Here is a 22,192-nt window from a genome sequence, read left to right on the forward strand (position 1 = left end):
GGATTCTAAGTGGCGTAAAAATATTTCCGGATTGTTGCTATATTTATGGAATTTTTATGCTAAATATAACTAATTGGAACACATTTTGTTTAGTGGCGCTATTTTTGGTAAAAGGTAGGATGAATCTTGTTGTAAATTATCTCAATTCATTATATGATTAGACTTATACGTTATCTTGTACTTTTTATCTTTTTTTCGATAGGATATTCGTCCGCTTTTGCTCAATTTCCTTATTTTGAAAGTTTCCGAACAAGTAGCCGTAATGGAATTATAGTTGGAGGGGCGCCTTCAGCGTTCCTAACTGCTGGCGGGAGTTCCGAAACAGGAGGTACGCCAATTGATCCTGAGGGCGATGGATATCTAAGGTTAACCAATGCCTCAAGAGATCAGAAGGGGTTTGCATATAGTACGTCTTCATTTCCTTCAGTAAGAGGATTAAGAGTCGAATTTGAATACTACATATATGGTGGAAACGGAGCTGATGGAATTAGTTTTTTCTTGTTCGATTCTAACGCGAATCCTTTCACTATTGGCGGTTTCGGTGGATCTTTAGGATACGCTCAATACACAAAAACTACACCGACATCCGTTGGCGTTAGCGGAGGATATATAGGTGTTGGTCTAGATGAATATGGTAACTTCTCCAACCCAACTGAGGGTAGACAAGGAGGAACTGGCTTTATGGCTGGATCCATTACTCTAAGAGGTAAAGGAAATGGCGATGCACTTACTCCTACGAACTATCCATTTTTAACAACAGTTAGAACGGCCGACAAAGGAATCCCCCTTGCAGGTAACGATTCTCGTCGATTTCCAGAAACTACCTCTGACGCTTACAGAAAAGTTTTCATAGAAATGGAGCCAAATCCAGCTGGAGGATATTTTGTAACAGTGAGATTGACACAGGGGGGGCCAAATGGTCTTAATACCGTTACAATGATTGACCGGTATCCCTATACTACCGCAGCCCCATCCAATCTAAAATATGGTTTTGCTTCCTCTACAGGCGACAATACTAATTTTCATGAGGTAAGAAACGTTGCGATTTCTGTTTATGACGTGAATGGGTTAGTTGCCCCGACAGCAAATAATGATGCCGTAAATGGCTGCCCAAATAATCAAGTATCCTTTGATGTTACGGCAAACGATGTTTCAAACAATGCTGGAGGTTCTATTCAAAAAAACACTATTGATCTTAATCCATCAACAGCAGGATTACAAAAAACTTCAACCGTAGTTGGCAAGGGCATGTTCACGGCAAATGATGATGGAACAATAACTTTTGTGCCCTCATCATTTTTTACAGGCCCTGTCTCTACAACATATACTATTTCGGACAACTTTGGTGTGATCTCCTCTAATGCTACCTTCACAGTAAATTATGTTGTGCCATCTGTCGTTGCAAATGCAGGTGCAGATATATTTATAAACTTTGCCGCTCCTTCGGTATCTACCCCACTTGCAGGAAATAATCCTGGTGCTGGCAACACTGGCATATGGACTCAAGTTTCAGGTCCAAGCGCAGCTGTTTTCGCAAATAATGCTGTCTTTAATACCATCGCAAGTAATCTAATAGGTGGTGTTTACACCTTTAGATGGACAGTAACAGTATCTGGTGGCTGTTCTACAAGTGACGATGTAGTTGTTAATGTTAATAGAAGACCAAATGCGGTTAACGATGTGGTGAGTACTAATCTTAACACGCCTTTCAATATTCCTATCTTGGATAACGATACTGATCCTGAAGGAAATCAAACAATTGATGTCAGTTCAGTTGTGATTATAAGCCCTCCTTCAAACGGAACTGTTTTCGTTGACCCAGCAACCGGCATTGCTCTTTACACTCCGAATAATGGCTATTCCGGGTCTGATGCTTTTACTTATACTGTAAAGGATATTCGAGGATTAGTTTCAAACTTTGCTACCGTATCAATTGGGGTAAGTGTAAGGCCAACTGGTACAAATGATAACGCAGTTACACTTGCTGGTACTCCAATAGTAATTCCTGTTGCCAATAATGACCCTAGCAGATCAGGAACTACAGTAGTAGAAGCAACGCTTCCTGTTAATGGAACTATAGTGGTAAATCCAGACAATACCATAACCTACACTCCGAATGCTGGTTTTAGCGGTCGCGATCCCTTTACTTACAAACTCAGAACTCCGGGGGGTGTCGAATCTGATCCAATCACAGTAAGTGTAAGTGTAAGGCCTACTGGGGTTGCAGACATAGGAACGACTATAGCAGGGGTTCCTTTAACCAGTTCTATAAAAGACAATGATCCAAGTAAAACAGGTACAACAGTTGTCCCTGTGATTCCTCCAACTAACGGAACTATTGTTGTTAATTCCTCGAATACTGTCACTTACACTCCAAATGCAGGTTTCTCAGGAAAAGAAACTTATACTTATCTATTGAGAACCGCTGACGGACTTGAGTCTGATGCGATCACTGTTACGATAAACGTAAGACCAGTAGGAACTAACGATGTAGTAGTTACCCCTATAAATGTACCTGTGGCTATCCCTGTTAAAGCCAATGACCTTAGCAAAACTGGAACATCTGTAGTTTTAGGAACTCCACCTCTTCATGGTACGCTTGCACTTAACAATACTACCGGAGTAGTAACTTTTACTCCTACTGCCGGTTATGCTGGCCCTGATAGTTTCACCTACATTCTAAGAACTGCAGATGGACTAGATTCAGATCCTATTACTGTCGCTATTACCATTAAACCTGTCGGTACGAACGATGAAGTGACTACCCCTACTAATACTCCGATCACTATTAGCGTGAAAGATAATGATGTAAGTAAAACTGGGACAACTGTTGCAGTGGTAGGGCCAGCAGCAAATGGTACTACTACAGTAGGCAGTGATGGCAAAGTCTTATACTCTCCTGCTACAGACTTTTCAGGCAAAGATCTTTTTACCTACACCCTAACTACTGTTGATGGAGCGAAATCAGACCCGATTACTGTAATCGTAAACGTCAAACCTGTAGGATTGCCTGATAATGTTGGTGCAGTTACCGGAGTTACGCAAATCGACGTAAAAGCAAATGATCCAAGCAAACAAAATACGACGGTTGTAATTAATACGACACCAGCATCTGGTACAGTTTCTGTAAATTCTGCAGGTATTGTAACCTATACTCCTAATGCTGGCTTTACAGGTACGGATGTATTTACATACACCCTAAGAACACCTGACGGATTGGTTTCTGATCCCATAACTGTCACACTTACTTCAAACCCGGCCGGCTCTCCTGATGTGGCCACAACACCTGCTAAAACTCCTGTAACTATTCCTGTTAAAGATAATGACTTGAGTAAAACGGGAACTACGGTTGTTCTTGTGGGACCGCCCTTAAATGGAACCGTAGCCTTAAATGGGAATAACCTGCCTGTCTATACTCCATTCGACGCCTTCTCTGGTAAGGATACTTTTACTTACAAGTTAAGAGATGCGAACGGTCTGGAATCAACACCGATTACAGTTACGGTAAATGTTAAACCAGTAGGAACAGCGGATAACGTAACAACACCGTTAAACACTACGGTAACAATTACTATCAAAAATAATGATGCAAGTAGCTTGGGAACAACTCCTATTATTGTTTCAAACCCAGCTCATGGAATGGTTTCTATTGATGGTTCAGGAAATGCAGTTTTTGTTCCAACTACAGGTTACACTGGCAATGATGTATTTACTTATAAGTTGAGAACTACTGATGGTATTGAGTCTGACCCAATTAATGTTACAGTAGCGATCAATCCCGTTGTTCCTGCACCAGACATAATTTTGCCAGCAACTACAGGAACACCTGTCATTGTGCCAATTCCTGTTGTGCAGCCTGGTGGCATTTACATAATTGTAACTCCGCCTAAACATGGAACGATCACTACAGATCCGTCTACGGGTAGACCTATTTACACACCAACACCAAATTATTCTGGCCCTGACGACTTCACCTATACTCTCAAAGATCCAAATGGTGTGACATCTACACCTGGAAAAGTTACTATCACGGTAACCAGACCTGCAAAAATTGGTCTTGCGAAAAGCCTGATATCTACCGTTAGAAATCCAAACGGTAGTTATAGGCTGGTTTATCTCTTTAATATCTTGAATCTTGGAGATGTTGCATTAGAAAAAATAAGTTTGACTGACGATCTTGCCGGAGCCTTTCCCGGTAAAGCATTCACTATAACAAGACTGAACGCTTCAGGAACTTTGAGGGTTAATACCTTATTTAATGGAGGAGCAGTTAAAGAAATGCTATTAACAACTAGTACACTTGCCGCTAATCAGAAAGAGCAAGTAGAACTTGAAGTTAGCATAGCAGCTAATCAAACTGGTGGTTCTTTCGTAAACAGCGCCCTTACACAAGGTTTTGCTGCTGGAACAGGAACATTAACAATGGATATTTCAACTGACGGTTTATCGCCCGATCCAATTACTCCTGGAGATGTTACTCCTCAGGTTCCAACTGTTGTATTGCTTACTCCAAATATAATTTTACCTGTCAATGCTGAAACTCCAAAGCTAGTTGATATACCTGTACCAACTGGAGGCTCATATATTATTACCAAACAGCCCGCGCATGGGAGGATCAGTACTGATCCAGTAACTGGCAAACCAATCTATACCCCTGATGCCGGTTACACTGGTCCTGACGATTTTACTTACATAATAAGAGATGCCAATGGCAATGAATCTCAACCCGCAATAGTGACGGTTACTGTCAGTACACCTGCGAAGATTGGTCTGGCTAAGGCGGTTAAAACATTGATAAGAAACTTGGATGGAACATACAATTTAACTTATACTTTCACACTTAAAAACTACGGCAACTTTGGATTAGAACGAGTGGCGTTATCAGATAACTTAGCACTCGCATTCCCCGGTACAATAGTTGAAGTATTAAGTGCATCTGCTACTGGAACCTTAAGAATAAACAATGCTTATAGCGGATTAAACGCTACTGGATTGTTATTGAACAGCAGCACTCTTGCAGCCAATGCTACAGAAACTATTACACTAAGTTTAAGACTTGTTCTAGATACTGAAGAAGGGACTTTTAACAATTTCGCGATTGCAGAAGGCTACGGCGTAAATACGGGAACATTAACACAAGATCAATCTACAAATGGCCTAATTCCTGATCCCGACCCTGCAAAACCTGGTGATGTTAGTCCATCTGAACTCACTCAAGTAACTCTTTTAAAAGAGCCAATGAAGATTCCTGGTGGCTTCTCTCCGAATGGCGATGGAATCAATGACTTCTTCGTGATTGAGAACGCTCTAAGTAAAGTTATTAATCTTGAAGTTTATAACCGATGGGGAAATAGAATCTATCGCTCAAAGGATTACAAAAATACATGGGATGGTAGAACAACTGAGGGTATTTATGTTGGTAGTGAAGTCCCTGTAGGTACGTACTACTACACGATTATAATTGATGGAAAAGATAGAAAAGTGGGAGTCCTTACAATTAATAGATAACATGAAACGAATAAATAAAATCATACTTATTGGCTGCTTGTTAGTGACCTCATTAAGTGTAAAGGCCCAGCAGGATGCCATGTACACCCAATATATGTTTAACACACTTGCCATCAATCCGGCATATGCTGGGAGCAGGAATGTTACCTCAGCTACAGCCCTTTTCAGGAATCAATGGACGGGTATTGATGGTGCTCCAAGAACAGGAACGCTAACTCTGGATGCTCCTCTTCTTGAGAAGAGATTAGGCGTGGGCTTGCAGCTATTTTCAGACAAACTAGGTGTGACTCAAACAACTGGTGCAGTGGTTAGTGCCGCTTACCGGATAAGATTAAATGAGGGAACGCTCGCTTTTGGGTTACAAGGTAGTGTTAATCAGTTTCGCGCTGATTATAATAGCGTTAATTTAAATACCAATACTTACGACCCTGCATTTGCATATAATGTTAATAAATTACTGTTGAACTTTGGTACCGGAATTTATTATAATTCGGACAGGTTTTTCATCGGACTATCAGTTCAGGATTTGGTAAAAAATAGGCTTACCAATTACACTACTAATAATTTAGATTTTAGACAAACTCAAGCCATGCACTTATTTTTCTCTAGTGGTTATGTATTTGATCTGAGTGATGATTTTAAATTCAAACCTTCATTTCTTATTAAGGGAGTCAATGGTGCACCCATACAAGGGGATATCAACGCTACACTTTGGATAAAAGATATTGTTGGTATAGGTGCTCAATATAGAACCAATGCCGATGTAGCCGGGTTGATTGAGGTTCAAGCCACCCCTCAGATCAGAGTAGGTTATAGCTATGACTATAGCACCACCGCACTTAGGAACTTCAACTCTGGTAGTCACGAAATAATGCTCAGGTATGAATTTGGCTTCAGTAGTGGTAAAATATTATCTCCCAGATACTTCTAAAATATGATGACGAACTCAATAATCTATAAGGCATTAGCCACTCTTTATTTTATTTGTGTATTCGCAGTAATTACTGTGTTTGCCCAGACTAAAAAAGAGGCGGATCTAACAAGAGCTACTGCTGAATTCAATTCTTTGAGGTATGTTTCTGCCATCAAAGAATTAAGCCCTATCCTTAGCACAGATACGTCAAATTTTAAAGCTCAGGAAATGATCGCTTACAGCTTTAAAATGATCAAAAACTATGAAGAGGCGATGTATTGGTATGAAAAACTAACTAAACAGCCCTCCGCTAAACCTGAATGGTTCCTTTATTATGCTGAAGCATTAGCTAATAATCAACAGTATGAACGTTCGGAAGCTTTGTACAGAAAATACTATGTATTGATACCAACGGATAAGCGCGCAGCAGCCTTCTCTACCTCTAACCTAAATCAATTGAGCAAGAACTTGGGCAATTGGAAGGTAGGATTTACCAATTTGAATTCGCAAGGATCTGACTATTCCCCCATTTACTACAAAGACGGCCTTATATTTACTAGCAACCGCTCTACCAAAAAATTCACCAGACGTATCTTTCAATGGGATAACACTCCTTTTTCTAAACTTTATACCATTCCAACATTAAAAGAAATTAAGGTAATTGATCCAGATAGCCTAATGTCCGTCGCTGGAAGCAAAAATGATAAGAACTATAGGTTTAATGATGATGATACAGCGCCTACAAGTAATGACACCAAGACGATCGGAAACTACAACAACTCATTAGAGCGCGATACAATGGCTCTTCTTCTTGAAAAGAATTTAAACCTATCATTATTAAAGGGTGCACTGAATTCGAAGTTCCATGATGGCTCTGCAGCTGTTTTCCCGGACGGATCGATCATTTTTACACGTAACAACTATTACAAGGGCACAACGAGAACGAGTGCGGACGGCGTAAATAAGCTTAAAATGTATACAGTATCAGGCCATGACCTAGGTAGGATTACTGAGTTCCCATACAACAGTGACGAATTTTCTACCGGACACCCTGCTTTGAATAAAGACGGAACAATCTTGATCTTTGCCTCAGACAGGCCAGGTGGTTACGGGGGCTCTGATTTATATTACTGTGTACGTTCTGGAAATGGACAATGGACAAGACCTGTAAACCTTGGTAAAAAGATAAATACCGAAGGAAATGAACTGTTCCCCTTCCTTGATCAAAAGGGCAACTTATTCTTCGCCTCAACAGGCCACGTTGGTCTGGGAGGTTTGGATGTTTTTGAAGTCCAAATGAAGGAAATGAAACCAGTTGGAGATATTAAGAACATGGGGTCTCCAATTAACACATCTAAAGATGACTTTGGTTTAATTAGAGCGGCTGATGGTAAATCAGGATATTTGAGCTCTAATCGCAGAGGGAATGACGATATTTACAGCTTCAAGAAATCATCTCATGTTGTCCTATTTCAAGGAACTATTAGAGATGGTAGAACGAAACTCCCTCTTTCTGGTAGTCGCCTCTTAATGCGTCACCTCGATGGAACTGATACTTTACGTACCAATGCGAAAGCTGAATTCTCTAGAGAATTGCCTTTAGAAATGGACTACGAACTGACGGCACAGAAACTGGGCTATGTTAATCAGATTAGTTTTGTTTCCTCGATTGGGATAGAAAAGGATACCGTCATTAAACGAGACCTTTATCTATTTAAAACTGAAAACATACAGCAGTATGTATTGAACAATTGTGATTCGCTAAAACGCATCTTCGCTGTTCAGAAAATCTATTATGACCTGGACAAATCTTACGTCCGACAAGATGCTAAACCAGCACTAGACGAATTAGTTGTAATGATGAATAAGTATCCTGAGATTACTGTGATCACTTCCAGTCATTGTGATAGCCGTGCATCTGAAGCCTACAATAGAAGTTTATCATTGCGAAGAGCTGAGGAATCTAAGAGCTACCTAGTGGCAAGAGGAATATCTTCTTCACGAGTTAAAGTAGAATACTACGGTAAAACAAGATTGGTCAACAGGTGTTATGATGGCGTTGCGTGTCCTGAAGAGTATCAACAATTAAACAGACGCACAGAATTTGATGTGATTTTAAATGGTGTCAATATTACCAGACAAAATTGCGATGACAAATAATATAACCAAGGTTTTAGACCTTTTCTTTTTGTACTGCCGCAGGCAAGGTTTTCATCAAAATTTTTAAGTCCAGCCAGAAAGAATGATTTTGGGCATAAAAGTTATCTAGTCTTTTGCGTTCACGTTCTGACATATCCGCCTTACCCCTCCTACTCACTTGCCATAAACCAGTCAGGCCAGCAGGCCCCAAAAATCGCATAGTCCATTCATTTGAGGTCAGCATTTCTGCTTCATATAATGGTAAGGGCCTATTACCTACTAGAGACATGTCGCCTTTTAAGACGTTAAACAGCTGAGGGAGCTCATCAATTGAGTACGTTCTTATAAATTCGCCGAACTTAGTGATGCGCGGATCATTCTTAAGTTTAACAAAAACACTTTTTGATGCATCTTCCCCCTTGTATTGGTTCAGATCACCAAGGTCTTTCAATTCGTCACTTGCTCCAGATCGCATAGATCTAAATTTATAAAAATTAAACACTCTATAACCGGTACCCACTCTTTTACTTTTGAAGACTACAGGCCCTTTTGACTCAATTGCAATAACCGCCGCAACAACTAAAAATAATGGTGAAAGTACTAGCAAGGCAGAGCCAGAAACTGCGATATCAAATACCCGCTTAAATACAGGGATTTTATAGCTATAATCAATTTTAGATAAATCTGCAAGTTGAGGTTTGATCAACTTAAATTTGACAAGAAAAATAACACGCTCACAAAGATCCTTTACAGGTATAGGATAAACATAGAGGTCATTAACCTTATGATCCATAGCTAACTTTCGGATGCCATCTTTCTTATCTTTAGTTAACAGAATGATAACAAGCCCTTTCAACAAGGCGTTGCCTTTTAACATTCTCACAAAATCAAAACACCTTAGTTCATCATCAACTTCGAGAAGAATTACATCTGGCAAGCTAAATAAAGATTGTTCTTTCAAATAGCTTTCAAGTGAACTAACATTAGACTCGGCGTGTACGGCGAAGTTAGAACAAAGCTGTGGTAAAAGGTCCGATTCAAATGTAGGAGAAGAAAAGAGTAGTGCTATGGAATGTTGACTGTTTTGCATAGTGTATTTAGTTTCCAACGGTCTCATATTTTTTGAAAACATTTGAAATGGCTTCTTTTAGCTGCACGGGATTAAAAGGCTTTGGAATATATGCATCAAGTTTAAACGGCATCTGAGAGACACGCTCTTCCAGATTAATGGCTCCGGAGAGTATAATCACTGGAGTATCACGATAGAATCCACTGATTTTTAGGTTATGAATAAATGAACTACCATCAAAGTATGGCATCTCCAAATCTGAGAGAATTAAAGCAGGAGAATTCCCCTCTTCTAACCATGTTAGCGCCTCTACTCCACTATTTTTAATGATCAGATCATAATCATTAGCCAGGACAAAATTCAACAACTTAAGTATGCTAACTTCATCATCCACAACTAATATCTGTTTCTTAGCCATTCGAATTATTTAAGCACGTAATAGGTTCCACTTAATCTGTAACGAACATACGAAATATTTGAACAAGTTGAATTGCAAAAAAAACTTTAACTAAAAAAGAGCGCAAAAAAAGAGCTATTTATTTGATTAAATAGCTCTTTATGAAAAACTAGGTGCTGAAATTAGTTTTTTGGTGTTACTCTGCCAGATTTTCTGTCTTTATCGCGTCCAATTAAGTATCCCGCACCAGCGCCAGCAAGTCCGCCTATGATTGCACCTCTACCATCCTTTTTATCAATGAGCACGCCACCCAAAGCGCCTGCCCCAGCTCCAATTAATGTACCCTTTGCTGCAGAACTCCATCCTTTTTTTCTAGTTGCAGTCTCGGATTGGCTGTAAGTTCTAGGTGCCGGAGCCGCTTCATTACGTTCTGCAAGTAACAGTTCGCGTTTTTCTTCCCTTACTCTTGCTGCTACCCTTTCGTCTTCGACCCGTTTTGCTGCTAGAGCTACGCGCTCTGTCTCAGTCCGTTTAAAGCTGTCTAATTTCAAACTATCTTTAATTGCTGCGACTGCTTGTTGCTTCGCTGCTTCTTCCTTCTTTGCATTGTAGGTACATGCTGAAAGCATCACCGCGATTCCTAATACTGAAAATATCTGTTTCATGTTCTTGTAGTTTGATATGTAATACCTACCTGTAAGAAAAAATGATGCCAAACTTCCTATTTATCGTCTAGAGGCGAATAAACTTGAATACTCCCATTACCCGATACCTGATCGTTGTCACTGTTATGTTGATTGTTCTGCTCATCAGAAGACTGGTCAGCGTCGAGGCCAAGATTGAGTCTCTCGTCGATCTTTATTTCTGGATAATTTTTTAACGGTTGTTTTGAAGTTTCCATAGTAGTGTCTTTGATATGTTTAACTAACAAAGAAGCTGATGTTAAGTTTGGTAATAACAACTGAGCCTGCATCGGTTTGGATACAGGCTCAGTTTATTATGTGTCACCTAAAAGTGTATTGCGTACTTTTGAACCTAATTCAGTACCACGGGTTTGTACTAATATAAAGTAAACTCAACACGACGGTTTTTCTGACGACCGTCTGCTGTTTTGTTACTTGCAATTGGTTGATTAAATCCGTATCCAGTAGCCTCGATTATAGATGCATTAGCGCCTTGAGAAACTAGATAAGTTTTAACAGATTCTGCATTATCTGCATGACCAGCAAGTTTCAAGCTAAAATTTTTCTCTACCAAAAGCGCTGCTACTCTATCGAGTGTTAAATTTGAAGTCGAGCGTAAAGTCGCTTTTCCTAAGTCAAACTCTAAATTTCTTATCGCTTCATCAACTACTTTACGATCTGCTTTAGTGATTACAATTTTTTCTCTAACAATCTGTGCTGGTACTTTTAATGCACATCCTGCCCCGTCTAAAACTGTATTCGCATCTGTTCCTGGGCATTTATCAAACTTGTTTGCTACCCCATCACCATCGTCGTCACCCATTTCCTGAGCATATTTAGCAGTAAGAGCCTCTCTATCTCGTCGAGCAGCCTCTTCTGACATCGCTAATTGTCTTTTCAATTCAGCACTTTCCGCAGCACTTGCTTCACGTAATGCTGCAATAGCACTGTAATTCTGTAATTGTGATGTTCCTTTTCTGCCTAAAGCTATCTCAACACCAGAGTGAGCATACGAGAACCTATCATTAGCTAGGCTATTTACACCATCGAAGTTTCTATCTTTCATGAAGTTTACAGTGTAACCTAAGTCGATATTGACTCCTTTTAAAACTCCTAATTTAAAACCAGCACCAATTGGAACGAACCAGTTTTCTCCAAATCCAGTGTTTGCACCATTACTTGCATTTGTATTGGCACTTGATGACATATAACCAGCACCAGCGGTCAAATACGGAGACAAAACATTTCTCTTCTGGTTTAAGCTCATGTTTGCGAGTACTGCGGCGGACCAGTCAATTGTTGAAGTAAATCGTGCGTTAGCAGGTATACCTGCATTTGGTCTTCCACCCTCAACTTTTCCAGCAAGAAAGTCTGCTTGAACACCAAATCCTGGTAAAGTCTGTTTTTTATATATCCACCATAACTCCAAGCTTCGTATGGCGTGTTAAAGTCACCGTTAGTTCTGTTATTAAACGGAGTGAAGTGCGTTAACATACCTCCATTTAGTCCAATTGACCAAGTACGGAAATCCTTTCTCGAGAATCTATCGCCCGAGTCTTTTGCATCATCTTATGCAAATAATTGCGACGATCACCCTACTAAGGAAAATAACATTGCCGCTTTTGTAAATCTTGATTTCATCTTATCGTATTTAAATATAAACGTTCGTATTATTGAACGAAGTGCAGTACGTAATAATTTTGAGAAAGCGAACAGAGAAAAACTATCTGACATAATTTCCTTACGAATCAATGCTCTACCTGTATGATTAATTGTAACTAAAATGAGATAAATCGTGATTTTATAAGCATGGAATTGTATAGTATTTAATACGATATTTAGTTTTAAAAACTAAATATCGTAACCAACACCCTTTAAAGGCATTTCGACTGAGTATCCTTCTTTCGCTAATGCCTCAGAAAGAGTTGTCATACTTTTAATTTCGCCATGAACAAGAAAGACTTTTTTGATCTTCTTCGGATCCTGAGTTTTTACGGTGTTTACTAGATCATTATGATCTCCATGTCCGCTCAATAAATCCGTTTGTTTAATCGTAGCATAAACCATAAGGTCCCGATTTCTTAAACGTACAATTGAATCTCCTCTCAACAGCCGGTTTCCAAGGGTACCTTTAGCGCAGTAACCTATGAAAAGAATGGTACAATAATAGTTTTGGATATTATAATATAGATGATCTTGAATCCTTCCCCCTTCCAGCATCCCCGCTGAAGAAATAATAATACAAGGCTCATGGTAATTGGAAACTGAAAGACTCTCTCTTTTGTCTTGCACGTACGAAAGTTCGTCGAATTCAAACTCATCTCCTTTACGTCGGTAAAAGTCCTGAGACTCGTCGTTCAATAAGTGCTGATACTTCCTATAAATGTCAGTTGCGAAACTGGCAAGGGGACTGTCGACAAATATTCTAACCGGAGGAAGCAATCCCTCGCTGAAGATCCTATTTAATGAGTAGACCAAAGACTGCGTCCGACCGATGCTGAATGCAGGTATAATTAATCTGCCAGGAAATTTCACACAGGTCTCATTAATGGTCTCTACTAACTTATCTTGTAGATTTGTATCTGCACTATGTAATCGTCCACCATAAGTGGATTCGGCAACTAAATAGTCAACCTGTGGAATCTGCTCTGGGTTGACTAAAACAGGATAATTTTTTCTACCTATGTCACCGGTAAATCCAATTTTCTTCAGTTCTTCTCCATCTTTAATTGTCAATACAACTGCCGCCGCTCCCAAAAGATGTCCAACAGGGATAAAGGTAACTGAAAGCTGCTCGTTAACTTTGAAATCCTTATGGAAGGCAATAGTGACGAAACGTTCCATTGTCTCGTTCACATGTTTATGAAGATAAAGGGGTTGTGGACCAGATGATCTCCTATTCCTACCTTTGGAATGTTTATGTTGCTTACTAAGAAAAATATTCACGGAATCTAATAACAACAGCTCAGTGAGATCAGCTGTTGGTGGGGTCGAGAGTATTTGGCCTTCAAACCCCATTCGAACCAACGTGGGTAAATTTCCAGAGTGGTCAATATGGGCATGTGTTAAAATTACAAGATCGATCTCGATCGGATCAAAGGGGAAATGTTGATTTTCCTCCTGATAAGTGTCTTTTTCATAGTCCAATCCGCAATCAATCAACACATTATACTTCTCAAATTGTAAAAGGTGCATGCTACCTGTTACTTGCTGAGCTGCTCCCCAAATCGTTAATTTCATATATAGGCTATCGTATTATAAAGCAAGTTAATATTTTATTGAGTAGCCGACTCCTAATTTATAACTTATCTTGGCCTAGAAATTCTGACCAATTGTTTACCAGATACTTATAATTTAGTTGGGTAGAAACCTTGTTTCCATTGATTAGTTTCCATTTGCTGAGCTCTGGGAGAAAATGAGGTTTTTCCAAACCACTAATTTCCGCAACCTTTGTGTACATATCCATCCTTGTGGGATGATCTGGTGAACAAGCGTTGAATGTGTATCCGAAAGCATCGCTGTTTAAAATATGTTCTGTAAGTTGAACGCAATCTTCAAGGTGAAGAAGATTCACGGGCGCAAGTCCGTTAGCAATGTTGCATTTACCAGAAAAAAACTTAGCTAAGTTTCTACCAGGGCCAATTAGTCCACCGAAACGAAGCACAGTTGAACAAAAAGATTTATAACTTTCAATTATTTGCTCAGCCTCCAAAATGGCAATCCCTGATTCCGTATCTGGCTCTGGGATCTCTCCTTCTGTTACTTCGCGATTTACATCGGCATATACCGACGTTGAGCTGATCATCAAAACTTTTTTTACTTTACCTAGCTGAGCAGCATCGGCAATTTTCCTAATCTTTTTTGGATAACTTGTATGCTCGCCTGAATGTCGTTTAGGTGGCAAACAAATAATCAACACGTCTGATTCAAAAAAAAAACTGCCGAAATAGTTCTGTTCTAACTCGAAATTTATAAGAAAAGGATTTATTCCTTCTTGCGCCAGGAGAGAAATTTTGATTTCAGTTGTTGTGGAACCACTCACGGAATAGCCTTTAGAAACTAGAGTTTTTGCCAAGGCGAACCCATACCACCCACAGCCTAGAATACTTATTTTACTATTCATTTTTTAGATTTAGATTAATAAAAAAGGGATAATGCTGAGCATACCCCTTTTTTATTAAAATTTGAATAATTTACAGAACCGTTACATTTGAAGCCTCGGGACCTTTTTTACCCTCATTCATTTCGAATTCTACACTGTCACCTTCAGCCAATTCCTTGAATGAATCGCCTGCGATTGCCGAAAAGTGCACGAAAATATCTTTACCTCCCTGTTCGGGAGTTATAAAACCAAATCCTTTTGCAGAATTAAACCATTTAACTTTTCCTGTTGTACGCATAGTATTCTAGTATATTTCGTTGTGAATTTAATGAATTGGTTTTTAACATCAAAGCTATTTCTCTTCCACAGATTCCTTAGGTACAAACAACAAGGATGCGATAACAGAGATAACCAGCACCCCTCCCACGATAGACAATGAGAGTGGAGAAGATATGTGATAAAAGGGCGCGATAACCATTTTTATCCCAATAAATGTCAGAATAACCGCTAATCCATATTTTAGAAGACTGAACATATGAATGAAATTTGCTAACAAAAAATACAATGCTCTCAGTCCAAGGATTGCAAAAATATTCGATGTGTACAAAATTAACGGATCATCTGGAGCTATTGCAAATATAGCTGGAATTGAGTCTACAGCAAACAAAACGTCCGTGAACTCAATAACAGCTACCACTACTAATAATGGCGTCGCAATTCTTACACCGTTCTGTACGGTAAAAAAATTGCCGCCGTCGAACTCTTTACTCACTTTAAAAAGTTTGTATATCAAGCGTGCGCCTGCACTTTTACTGAAATCCTTCTCTTCATCATCGTCATCAGTACTAACGCCTGATTTTATACCTGCATAGATCAGAAATAATCCAAATAGGAGCATCACCACATTAATTTGAATGGAATGCCCGAAAATTGTCATAGCCGGCAAATACGTGAGATTGATTAAACCAACTCCTGCAAAGATAAAGATAGCTCGGAAAATCAACGCTCCTATAATCCCCCAAAACAACACCTTATGATGAAGCTCCTTAGGCACATTAAAGAATCCAAATACCAGTATGAAGACAAAGAGGTTATCCACCGACAAAGCTTTTTCAATCCAGTATGCCGACTGAAATTGCGTGAACTTCTCAAATCCTGAAACGTAATAGATCACGCCACTAAATGCCATCGATAAGGAAATCCATACCACCGACCATATAACAGCTTCTTTGCTGCTTACTGCATGTATTTTTTTGTTGAAAACCCCTAAATCCAATAATAGCATGACTAGTACCAAAACGGCAAAGGCCACTATAACCCCAGGGTGATTGATTAAATTGTTATCCATTATTAATAGTTTATTTTAGGCTCTAGTTTTATTGGCCAAAAATGCTAAAAAAGATCGGTTTTCAGCATTGCTTTTAAAATATTAGCCTGTACATCGTAGTTATTCAGGTGATCCAGGAAATTAATATCTGAAATCTTACTATAGTCTTCTTTTAACAACAAAATGATTTCTGCGGGAATATAGCTTTTTAAAGCGGCGGCGCTACTTGTCAGTGTGTCATTCTTGTAGGAAAGTTCCTGGATGATTCTTCCCTTCTCACTCTGATTGTTATTGAAATCTATACCTTTTAATTCTGCTAGTTCACAGAACAAAAACAAATTTCTGCTTGGAAGAAAAAGAAAGTACCGCTCACGCTCTACAAATTTATAAACCTCCACAATAAGTTGTCCCGATTTTAAACCGCAATAAAACGCTGTCTTAAAATCATATTTACACAATTGCCCCATAAGCTTTTTTTGAATACTCGCATGGCTGCCCATATACATATCCTTCGGATCAAAGTCGATTAGCACACCTAGCTGATCAGCGGTAATGTCAAAGTAAAAGTCGCCCGCATATCTGGAACCGAAAGAATTAATATTTTTAGAAAAAGGGAACTCTTCTGTATCGTCAGATAGTACGCGGAATAATTTCCGCAAAGATTGATTGATTTTCAACGATTGCTGTTGCTTGTCCAGATTAAAGTTTTTCTCATTGAAAACAGAATTACTTATCTTCTCAATCAGCTCTTTATTCAGCGTGATTTCATCATAGATCAAGCTGACATTATTCTCGTTACTTTTTTTGATTTTTCGCAGTAACTCTATCAAACTAACTGTAAACTGAATATGGAAAATCTCAAGCTTATCGATATCAAGGTCCTCATTATTGTCGAACATTTGATGGATAACCTGACTACGCAAGAATATTTTATAGAGTGTTTCTTCTGCAAAAAAAACAGAGAGTAGCTGTAAACGGCTAATCTCTGTGCTTGAAGCTTTTAAAATATTTGCATGGCGTTCATCCATCTAAGCTGTTAATTAACTCGGGTAACGTTCTTTTTAAGCTCAGCTTCTAAAGTCTTCAATTCCCCATCCAGAACTCTTCTGCTTTGAGCACCTGCCTCATGGATTTGCTTAACTTCGTTAAGTGTGTCAATTAGAGATTGAGTAGTCATCTTTAGGGTTTCAATGGAAACAACTGTTTTCTCATTTTCTCTTGCCACATCAATGCTATTTTGCTTGAGCATATCCGCATTCTTCTGTAGAATAGTGTTTGTTGTATCAGAAATTTTCTTCTGCATCTCCACATTTGCCTTCTGTCTCTGAAGCGCCACAGCAAGCGTTAGCTGATTTTTCCATACCGGGATAGTTGTTGACACAATAGATTGGGCTTTCTCAGCAATGGATGTATTGTTATTTTGTACTATCCTGATTTGAGCAAGCGACTGTAGCATAATGAAACGAACGATTTTCATATCAGCTAGCCTTTTGTCAAGACGACTAATATAATCTCTTAGATCTGCAATCTCATAATCTTGATAATCTGCAGGCCGGCCTTCCATTTCCGCAAGTTTTATAGTCAACTCATCGTATTTAATTTGCCCAGAGATAATTAGCTCCTCCATCTGGTGGATGTAGCCAACATTGCTATCAAACATAGTTTGTAGCGAACTATTATCCTTGATAGAGTTTAACCTTCCTGCCTTAACCTTATTAGTGATCTTGTCGACATTATTGATTACAACGTCGTATTTTTGAAATAGCTTCTTGACATCAACAACAAAATTTTTAACGAAAGGAATTTTTGACAGAAAACCCTTGAAACCAGTTTGTTCCAACTCACCTACATCTATATAGTTTAGTTCTGTAAGCAGTTCATTGATCAGCCCACCAACTTCTCCGCTATTATAGGTTCGCACAGAAGAAAGAAAATCATTACTGTATTTCTCCATAGAATTCTGGGCGTCAGAGCCATAGTTTAGAATTGAATTGACGTCAGATGGTTCCAGCGACTTACCAATTTCTTTATACTTTGTTTCCTCTTCAGGAGTAATCAATGTGAGGTTAACGTTGCCATCTTTATCTAGCTTTACTGGAGTGATGGTTTGACTTTCATTAGCGTTTGTTTCCATAATCTGGTGTAATATCAGGTATTTAGACCTTAAAGATAGCTTTGTGTTACTGTTTTGACTGTTTCTTCGAGCTTTTTATCTTTCGTAGGTTCACCGATTGCATTGAATTTCCATTCCCCATTTTTCTTATAGAAAACACCCAGTACCATAGATACGTGACCAGCGAAACCTGCTCCGTTAGCGATGTCATATTTGGCAAATACTTCGTTCACAAGTTTAGGAGTGCCTTCATAAATCCTGATAGAAGCAAAAGGAATGGCACCAAAATCATGACCTCTAAAGCTATTCAGAACAAAGGCGACGTAGTTTACGCTGCTGTTTAACCTTGAAAAATCGAGGGTAATGACCTCATTGTCTAACCCATCATCTCCGCCCATATCACCAGTCAAATCGTCACCGCTGTGTCTAACTGCACCGTCTTTAGAACTAAGATTACCGAAATAGATCACTTCTGAAAGATTTTTTGCGTCACCATACAATGCACAGCTAGCATCAAGGTCAACTGCTTCTTTCGTTTTACCGAAACCAAACATACCTTTCTTTTCAATAGCTCCCCAGTTAATGCCTACACAGATATTTTGAAGCTTGCTACCATTAGTTTTTTCCAAACTTATGCGCTGCCCTTTTTGAAGATTAATTGCCATGATATTATTGATATTTGTTTAAATAATCCTGCAAACCGCCTTTCATTCCCACTCCGACGGCTTCAAATTTCCATTTGCCTTCACGTTTATATATCCTTCCAAATTCGACTGCAGTTTCAATAGAGAAATCTTCTTCTAATTCATATTTAAGAAGTACTTCGTTTGTTGATGCATCAAAGATACGTACAAATGAATTCCTAACTTGTCCAAAGTTTTGTCTTCTACCTTCAGCATCATGAATGGTTACCACAACACAAATCTCTGCAACTTTGGCGTCGGCCTTTGTGAGATCTACCTTGATCTGTTCATCATCGCCATCGCCATCACCAGTGAGGTTGTCTCCAGTGTGCTCTATAGCATCGTCAGGTGATTTCAAGTTATTATAAAAAACCAAATGATTGTCTGAAACCAGTTTCTTATTTTCATTCAACATGAAAACCGAAGCATCCAAATCAAAAGCACTACCTGTACTTGAGCTATTGGTATCCCAGCCCAGTCCTATCGTAAATTTAGGAGCATCAATATTTTCTCTTTGCCCTTTTTGTAAGTTAATAGCCATATTATATCAGGTTATAGTTTCTATTAGTTATGTAATTTTTTAAAAAATTAAAATTCTCAGAATAGCTCTCAATCGTATGGTAACTATTTCCTAGTGAAAGATTGTACAAACTTCGAATAAAGTCGTCAGTCTGCTGTTCCAAAAAAGACTGAAAACTGTTGAAATCGCAATTTAATATATATTTAACAATCCTAGTGTTAAAACAAAAACTACCACTTTTCACAACTGCATCGAGATCAGAAACAGTCTTTATTTGATGATAGTTTAAATAATTTTCAATATTGGGATGAATATCATTGTTTACTAGTTCTGCAAAGTAAAGCATAAAAATACTATTGGTTAGCCCGTATTCTTTAACCATTTTGAGAATCATCTTTTCATGACTGCCCGTTATCTTGATATCATCAAGAAAAAAAAGAACTTTGTCCTTAAGAAAATCCTTATCAATGTGAAATGAGTCATTGCCGATTAATTTCAGCCTGTCTACCGCATTCAATTCTCCGTAATCTTCTTTATAAGTAATAGTTCTGTGAATCTTGGCTTCCTGTACAACTGGCTTGTTATTCTCGGCGAGCCAATGATTAAGCTGATAAACAAAGTAATTCTTCATGGCGAAGGTTGCCGTCGGAATGAAACAGTACGGGCTGGAAATAACTACAATCTGATCGTTCAAAGCGCTGTCTTCCAGAAAATCTTTAATAAAACCATCGGCAAGGGACTTCCCAAAAGTCTTTGCGACCAGGTCATCGCCAAATTTAAAACGACTATAATCGTCTGGATTAAAACCAAAATTGATACCATTATCAATTTTATACAGGGAGTAGCTGTAGGGGATCATAACAGTAAATGATGTATTTTTAGGTGATTAGAATTAATTAAAAGCGACTTTATACCAAGTGACTCAGCGCCCATGCAATCCGCTATTGGGTTATCGCCGATATGAAGGACTTCATGAGGGTCGATTGATAAATGCTTTTTCTTATCAATAGTATCGAGCATTAACTGAAAGAACTTAGGACTAGGCTTTGACATCCTCACCTCATCTGAGTAAAGCTGAAAGTCCAGTGCCTGATCAATTTTCAACTCCTGCAGAATCTTTCTTAAGGTTATGCCTTTAATGAATCCAGTGTTGCTCAAGAGACTGACAGTGCTATTCCCCGATTCTTTTAACTGATGCAGCACACCTAGACTTTCTGAGCAATAGATAACCGGCATGTTTTCTAGCAAAAGCGTTTCCATACTGAGGTACAATTCGTTTACGTCTAAAGCAGAGAAGTCTGTACTATAGTTATTGATGATGCTAATTACCATTAGATACATTTCCTCAGCATCAATGTTCAAGCCCGATTTCTCGTTGATGCTATTAACCATAAGATCCACATTTCTAAACATCGCAGTTACCTCTTCCAATGATTTACCGAAGGAATTATAGTTGGCATGAAAATATTTAGCACGTTCAATTTTGAACGCAGGATTGGACCTGATTAATGTAAGCCAAAGATCAAATGAGTAATGTTTAAAGTTTGGCATTAGCAAGTAGCTTTCCAGTTAGTATTTTTTTTTGGCATAATGTTACGAATTTATAGGCGGGATACCAAAGATAAGATTACTTCACGTCAACTAATTGTTAAGAAATTTGTTCTGTTTTATGGAAGATGATATATTTAATAAAACATGGTTAATCAAAGGATGCTAAACAGGTTTCGGTCGTAAATTTGCAAATCAAGCATTGGCTCTCGGTCATAATGTCGCTGTTTCGTCCAGAAACATTTAGGATATCAAGGACATTGTCAATTCTTATCCTGACACAGTGATTCCCCTCGCTTCGAACGTTACAAAATCAGATGATATCTCTAACGCGGTAAGACAGATTTCGGAGATCTTTGGACGTGTAGATGTTCTGGTAAATAATGCAGGAATTGGATACTTTGGCGCTGTAGAAGAAAGGTATGACGCCGAGACCAGAAGAATGTTTGATATAAACTTCTTTGGACTGACTGACATTGCAAAGGCCATATTATCAATAATGCGGAAACAGAGAAGTGGTCATATAATCAAGGTCGCTTCCATTGAGGCCTTGTCGGATTTCCAGCGCTGGCCTACTACAATGCAACGAAATTTGCCGTTGACGGTTTCTCTGAAGCATTAGCTAAAGAAGTTAAGCCATTAGATATTAACGTTTTCGTACAGATTGGACAGGAAGATCAGCCAATGAAGCAGCAAGTATTATAGAAGATTATAAAAAGACAGCCAGACAAAACAAAGAGAATATACGCGCTTAAAGTGGAAACCAATCAGGGGATCTGGTTAGAACTGCAAAAGTTATTATTAAGGCTTTAGAATCCTCAAACCTACCATTACTCTCACTTCTTGGAGCTGCAGCACTTAAAAACGCTCGCAAAAAACTAGATGAATTAACCCAGGATTTTGACACTTGCCAGGAAACTACTTTTGCTGCAGATTTCCCTAAAGATTAGATCTTTTCAGCATGGTATCCAATCTGATTCAAAAGCATGATTACTTCTTTCGGGTTTAGTGGTTCACCTGTTTCTATGCTCAGCAGTTTATCCGGATGGTTAGTATCAACTTTCCAGTTATCAACATTGTTTAAACCATTTAAAAAAGGCGTAACTATTTCGATGCAAGCATCGAATTTTATGTTCGTTTTAAACCTTAGTATATGCAGATCGTTAAATTATGTAAATTATTGTTTTTAA

At 38.7% G+C, this 22,192-nt stretch carries 18 protein-coding genes and 1 pseudogene; 4 read left to right on the forward strand and 15 right to left on the reverse strand.

The window, feature by feature from the left end:
* Window positions 1-153 precede the first annotated feature (153 nt).
* From ACHFIZ_RS08050 to ACHFIZ_RS08060, 3 genes are read left to right on the forward strand one after another with little or no spacing between them, the layout of a single operon-like run.
* Entirely contained in the window at window positions 154-5,508 is a 5,355-nt protein-coding gene (locus ACHFIZ_RS08050) for an Ig-like domain-containing protein (RefSeq protein WP_410884635.1), read from the forward strand.
* A gap of 1 nt (window position 5,509) precedes the next feature.
* Window positions 5,510-6,439: a type IX secretion system membrane protein PorP/SprF gene (locus tag ACHFIZ_RS08055; RefSeq protein ID WP_410884637.1), complete on the forward strand. Its 930-nt coding sequence runs from the start codon at window positions 5,510-5,512 to the stop codon at window positions 6,437-6,439.
* Between the two features lie 3 nt (window positions 6,440-6,442).
* The gene (locus tag ACHFIZ_RS08060) at window positions 6,443-8,581 is read left to right on the forward strand and encodes an OmpA family protein (protein WP_410884639.1); all 2,139 of its coding nucleotides are present in this window, start codon (window positions 6,443-6,445) and stop codon (window positions 8,579-8,581) included.
* Between the two features lie 13 nt (window positions 8,582-8,594).
* Here the strand turns inward: ACHFIZ_RS08060 and ACHFIZ_RS08065 are convergent, their stop codons facing one another.
* The 15 genes from ACHFIZ_RS08065 to ACHFIZ_RS08135 all read right to left on the reverse strand — a co-directional run bounded on the left by ACHFIZ_RS08065 (window position 8,595) and on the right by ACHFIZ_RS08135 (window position 21,005).
* Window positions 8,595-9,677, reverse strand: a complete 1,083-nt coding sequence (locus ACHFIZ_RS08065; protein ID WP_410884641.1) for a sugar transferase — start codon at window positions 9,675-9,677, stop codon at window positions 8,595-8,597.
* Window positions 9,658-10,047 carry a two-component system response regulator gene (locus tag ACHFIZ_RS08070; protein WP_410884643.1) on the reverse strand — a complete coding sequence of 130 codons (390 nt, stop codon included), beginning with the start codon at window positions 10,045-10,047 and terminating at the stop codon, window positions 9,658-9,660. Before ACHFIZ_RS08070 ends, ACHFIZ_RS08065 begins: the two co-directional genes overlap by 20 nt.
* Before the next feature lie 161 nt (window positions 10,048-10,208).
* Complete coding sequence (locus ACHFIZ_RS08075; RefSeq protein WP_410884645.1) at window positions 10,209-10,691, reverse strand: YMGG-like glycine zipper-containing protein; 483 nt, start codon at window positions 10,689-10,691, stop codon at window positions 10,209-10,211.
* 56 nt (window positions 10,692-10,747) lie between these two features.
* Entirely contained in the window at window positions 10,748-10,927 is a 180-nt protein-coding gene (locus ACHFIZ_RS08080) for a hypothetical protein (protein ID WP_410884647.1), read from the reverse strand.
* 158 nt (window positions 10,928-11,085) lie between these two features.
* Window positions 11,086-12,138, reverse strand: coding sequence for an OmpA family protein (locus ACHFIZ_RS08085; RefSeq protein WP_410884649.1), 1,053 nt, complete (start codon window positions 12,136-12,138; stop codon window positions 11,086-11,088).
* A 422-nt stretch (window positions 12,139-12,560) separates the two neighbouring features.
* A complete protein-coding gene (locus ACHFIZ_RS08090; protein WP_410884651.1) occupies window positions 12,561-13,949 on the reverse strand; it encodes an MBL fold metallo-hydrolase RNA specificity domain-containing protein in 1,389 nt (462 codons plus the stop codon).
* Window positions 13,950-14,007: 58 nt separating this feature from the next.
* Window positions 14,008-14,832: an NAD-dependent epimerase/dehydratase family protein gene (locus ACHFIZ_RS08095; protein WP_410884653.1), complete on the reverse strand. Its 825-nt coding sequence runs from the start codon at window positions 14,830-14,832 to the stop codon at window positions 14,008-14,010.
* 70 nt (window positions 14,833-14,902) lie between these two features.
* Entirely contained in the window at window positions 14,903-15,109 is a 207-nt protein-coding gene (locus tag ACHFIZ_RS08100; RefSeq protein ID WP_410884655.1) for a cold-shock protein, read from the reverse strand.
* Window positions 15,110-15,163: 54 nt separating this feature from the next.
* A complete protein-coding gene (locus ACHFIZ_RS08105) occupies window positions 15,164-16,159 on the reverse strand; it encodes a TerC/Alx family metal homeostasis membrane protein (protein ID WP_410884657.1) in 996 nt (331 codons plus the stop codon).
* 44 nt (window positions 16,160-16,203) lie between these two features.
* Window positions 16,204-17,166 carry a hypothetical protein gene (locus ACHFIZ_RS08110; protein WP_410884659.1) on the reverse strand — a complete coding sequence of 321 codons (963 nt, stop codon included), beginning with the start codon at window positions 17,164-17,166 and terminating at the stop codon, window positions 16,204-16,206.
* Window positions 17,167-17,174: 8 nt separating this feature from the next.
* Window positions 17,175-18,272: a toxic anion resistance protein gene (locus tag ACHFIZ_RS08115; protein WP_410884661.1), complete on the reverse strand. Its 1,098-nt coding sequence runs from the start codon at window positions 18,270-18,272 to the stop codon at window positions 17,175-17,177.
* Window positions 18,273-18,301: 29 nt separating this feature from the next.
* Complete coding sequence (locus ACHFIZ_RS08120) at window positions 18,302-18,916, reverse strand: TerD family protein (RefSeq protein ID WP_410884662.1); 615 nt, start codon at window positions 18,914-18,916, stop codon at window positions 18,302-18,304.
* Between the two features lie 4 nt (window positions 18,917-18,920).
* The gene (locus ACHFIZ_RS08125) at window positions 18,921-19,475 is read right to left on the reverse strand and encodes a TerD family protein (RefSeq protein ID WP_410884664.1); all 555 of its coding nucleotides are present in this window, start codon (window positions 19,473-19,475) and stop codon (window positions 18,921-18,923) included.
* Between the two features lies 1 nt (window position 19,476).
* Complete coding sequence (locus ACHFIZ_RS08130) at window positions 19,477-20,313, reverse strand: phosphoribosyltransferase family protein (protein WP_410884666.1); 837 nt, start codon at window positions 20,311-20,313, stop codon at window positions 19,477-19,479.
* Entirely contained in the window at window positions 20,310-21,005 is a 696-nt protein-coding gene (locus ACHFIZ_RS08135; protein ID WP_410884668.1) for an HAD family hydrolase, read from the reverse strand. The genes ACHFIZ_RS08130 and ACHFIZ_RS08135 overlap by 4 nt, the downstream gene beginning before the upstream one ends.
* Window positions 21,006-21,285: 280 nt before the next feature.
* On the opposite strand from ACHFIZ_RS08135, the pseudogene ACHFIZ_RS08140 reads away from it, so the two are divergent.
* Window positions 21,286-21,707: pseudogene (locus ACHFIZ_RS08140) on the forward strand (SDR family NAD(P)-dependent oxidoreductase).
* Window positions 21,708-22,192 lie beyond the last annotated feature (485 nt).

This window comes from Pedobacter sp. JCM 36344 (assembly GCF_046546555.1).
GTDB lineage: Bacteria > Bacteroidota > Bacteroidia > Sphingobacteriales > Sphingobacteriaceae > Pedobacter.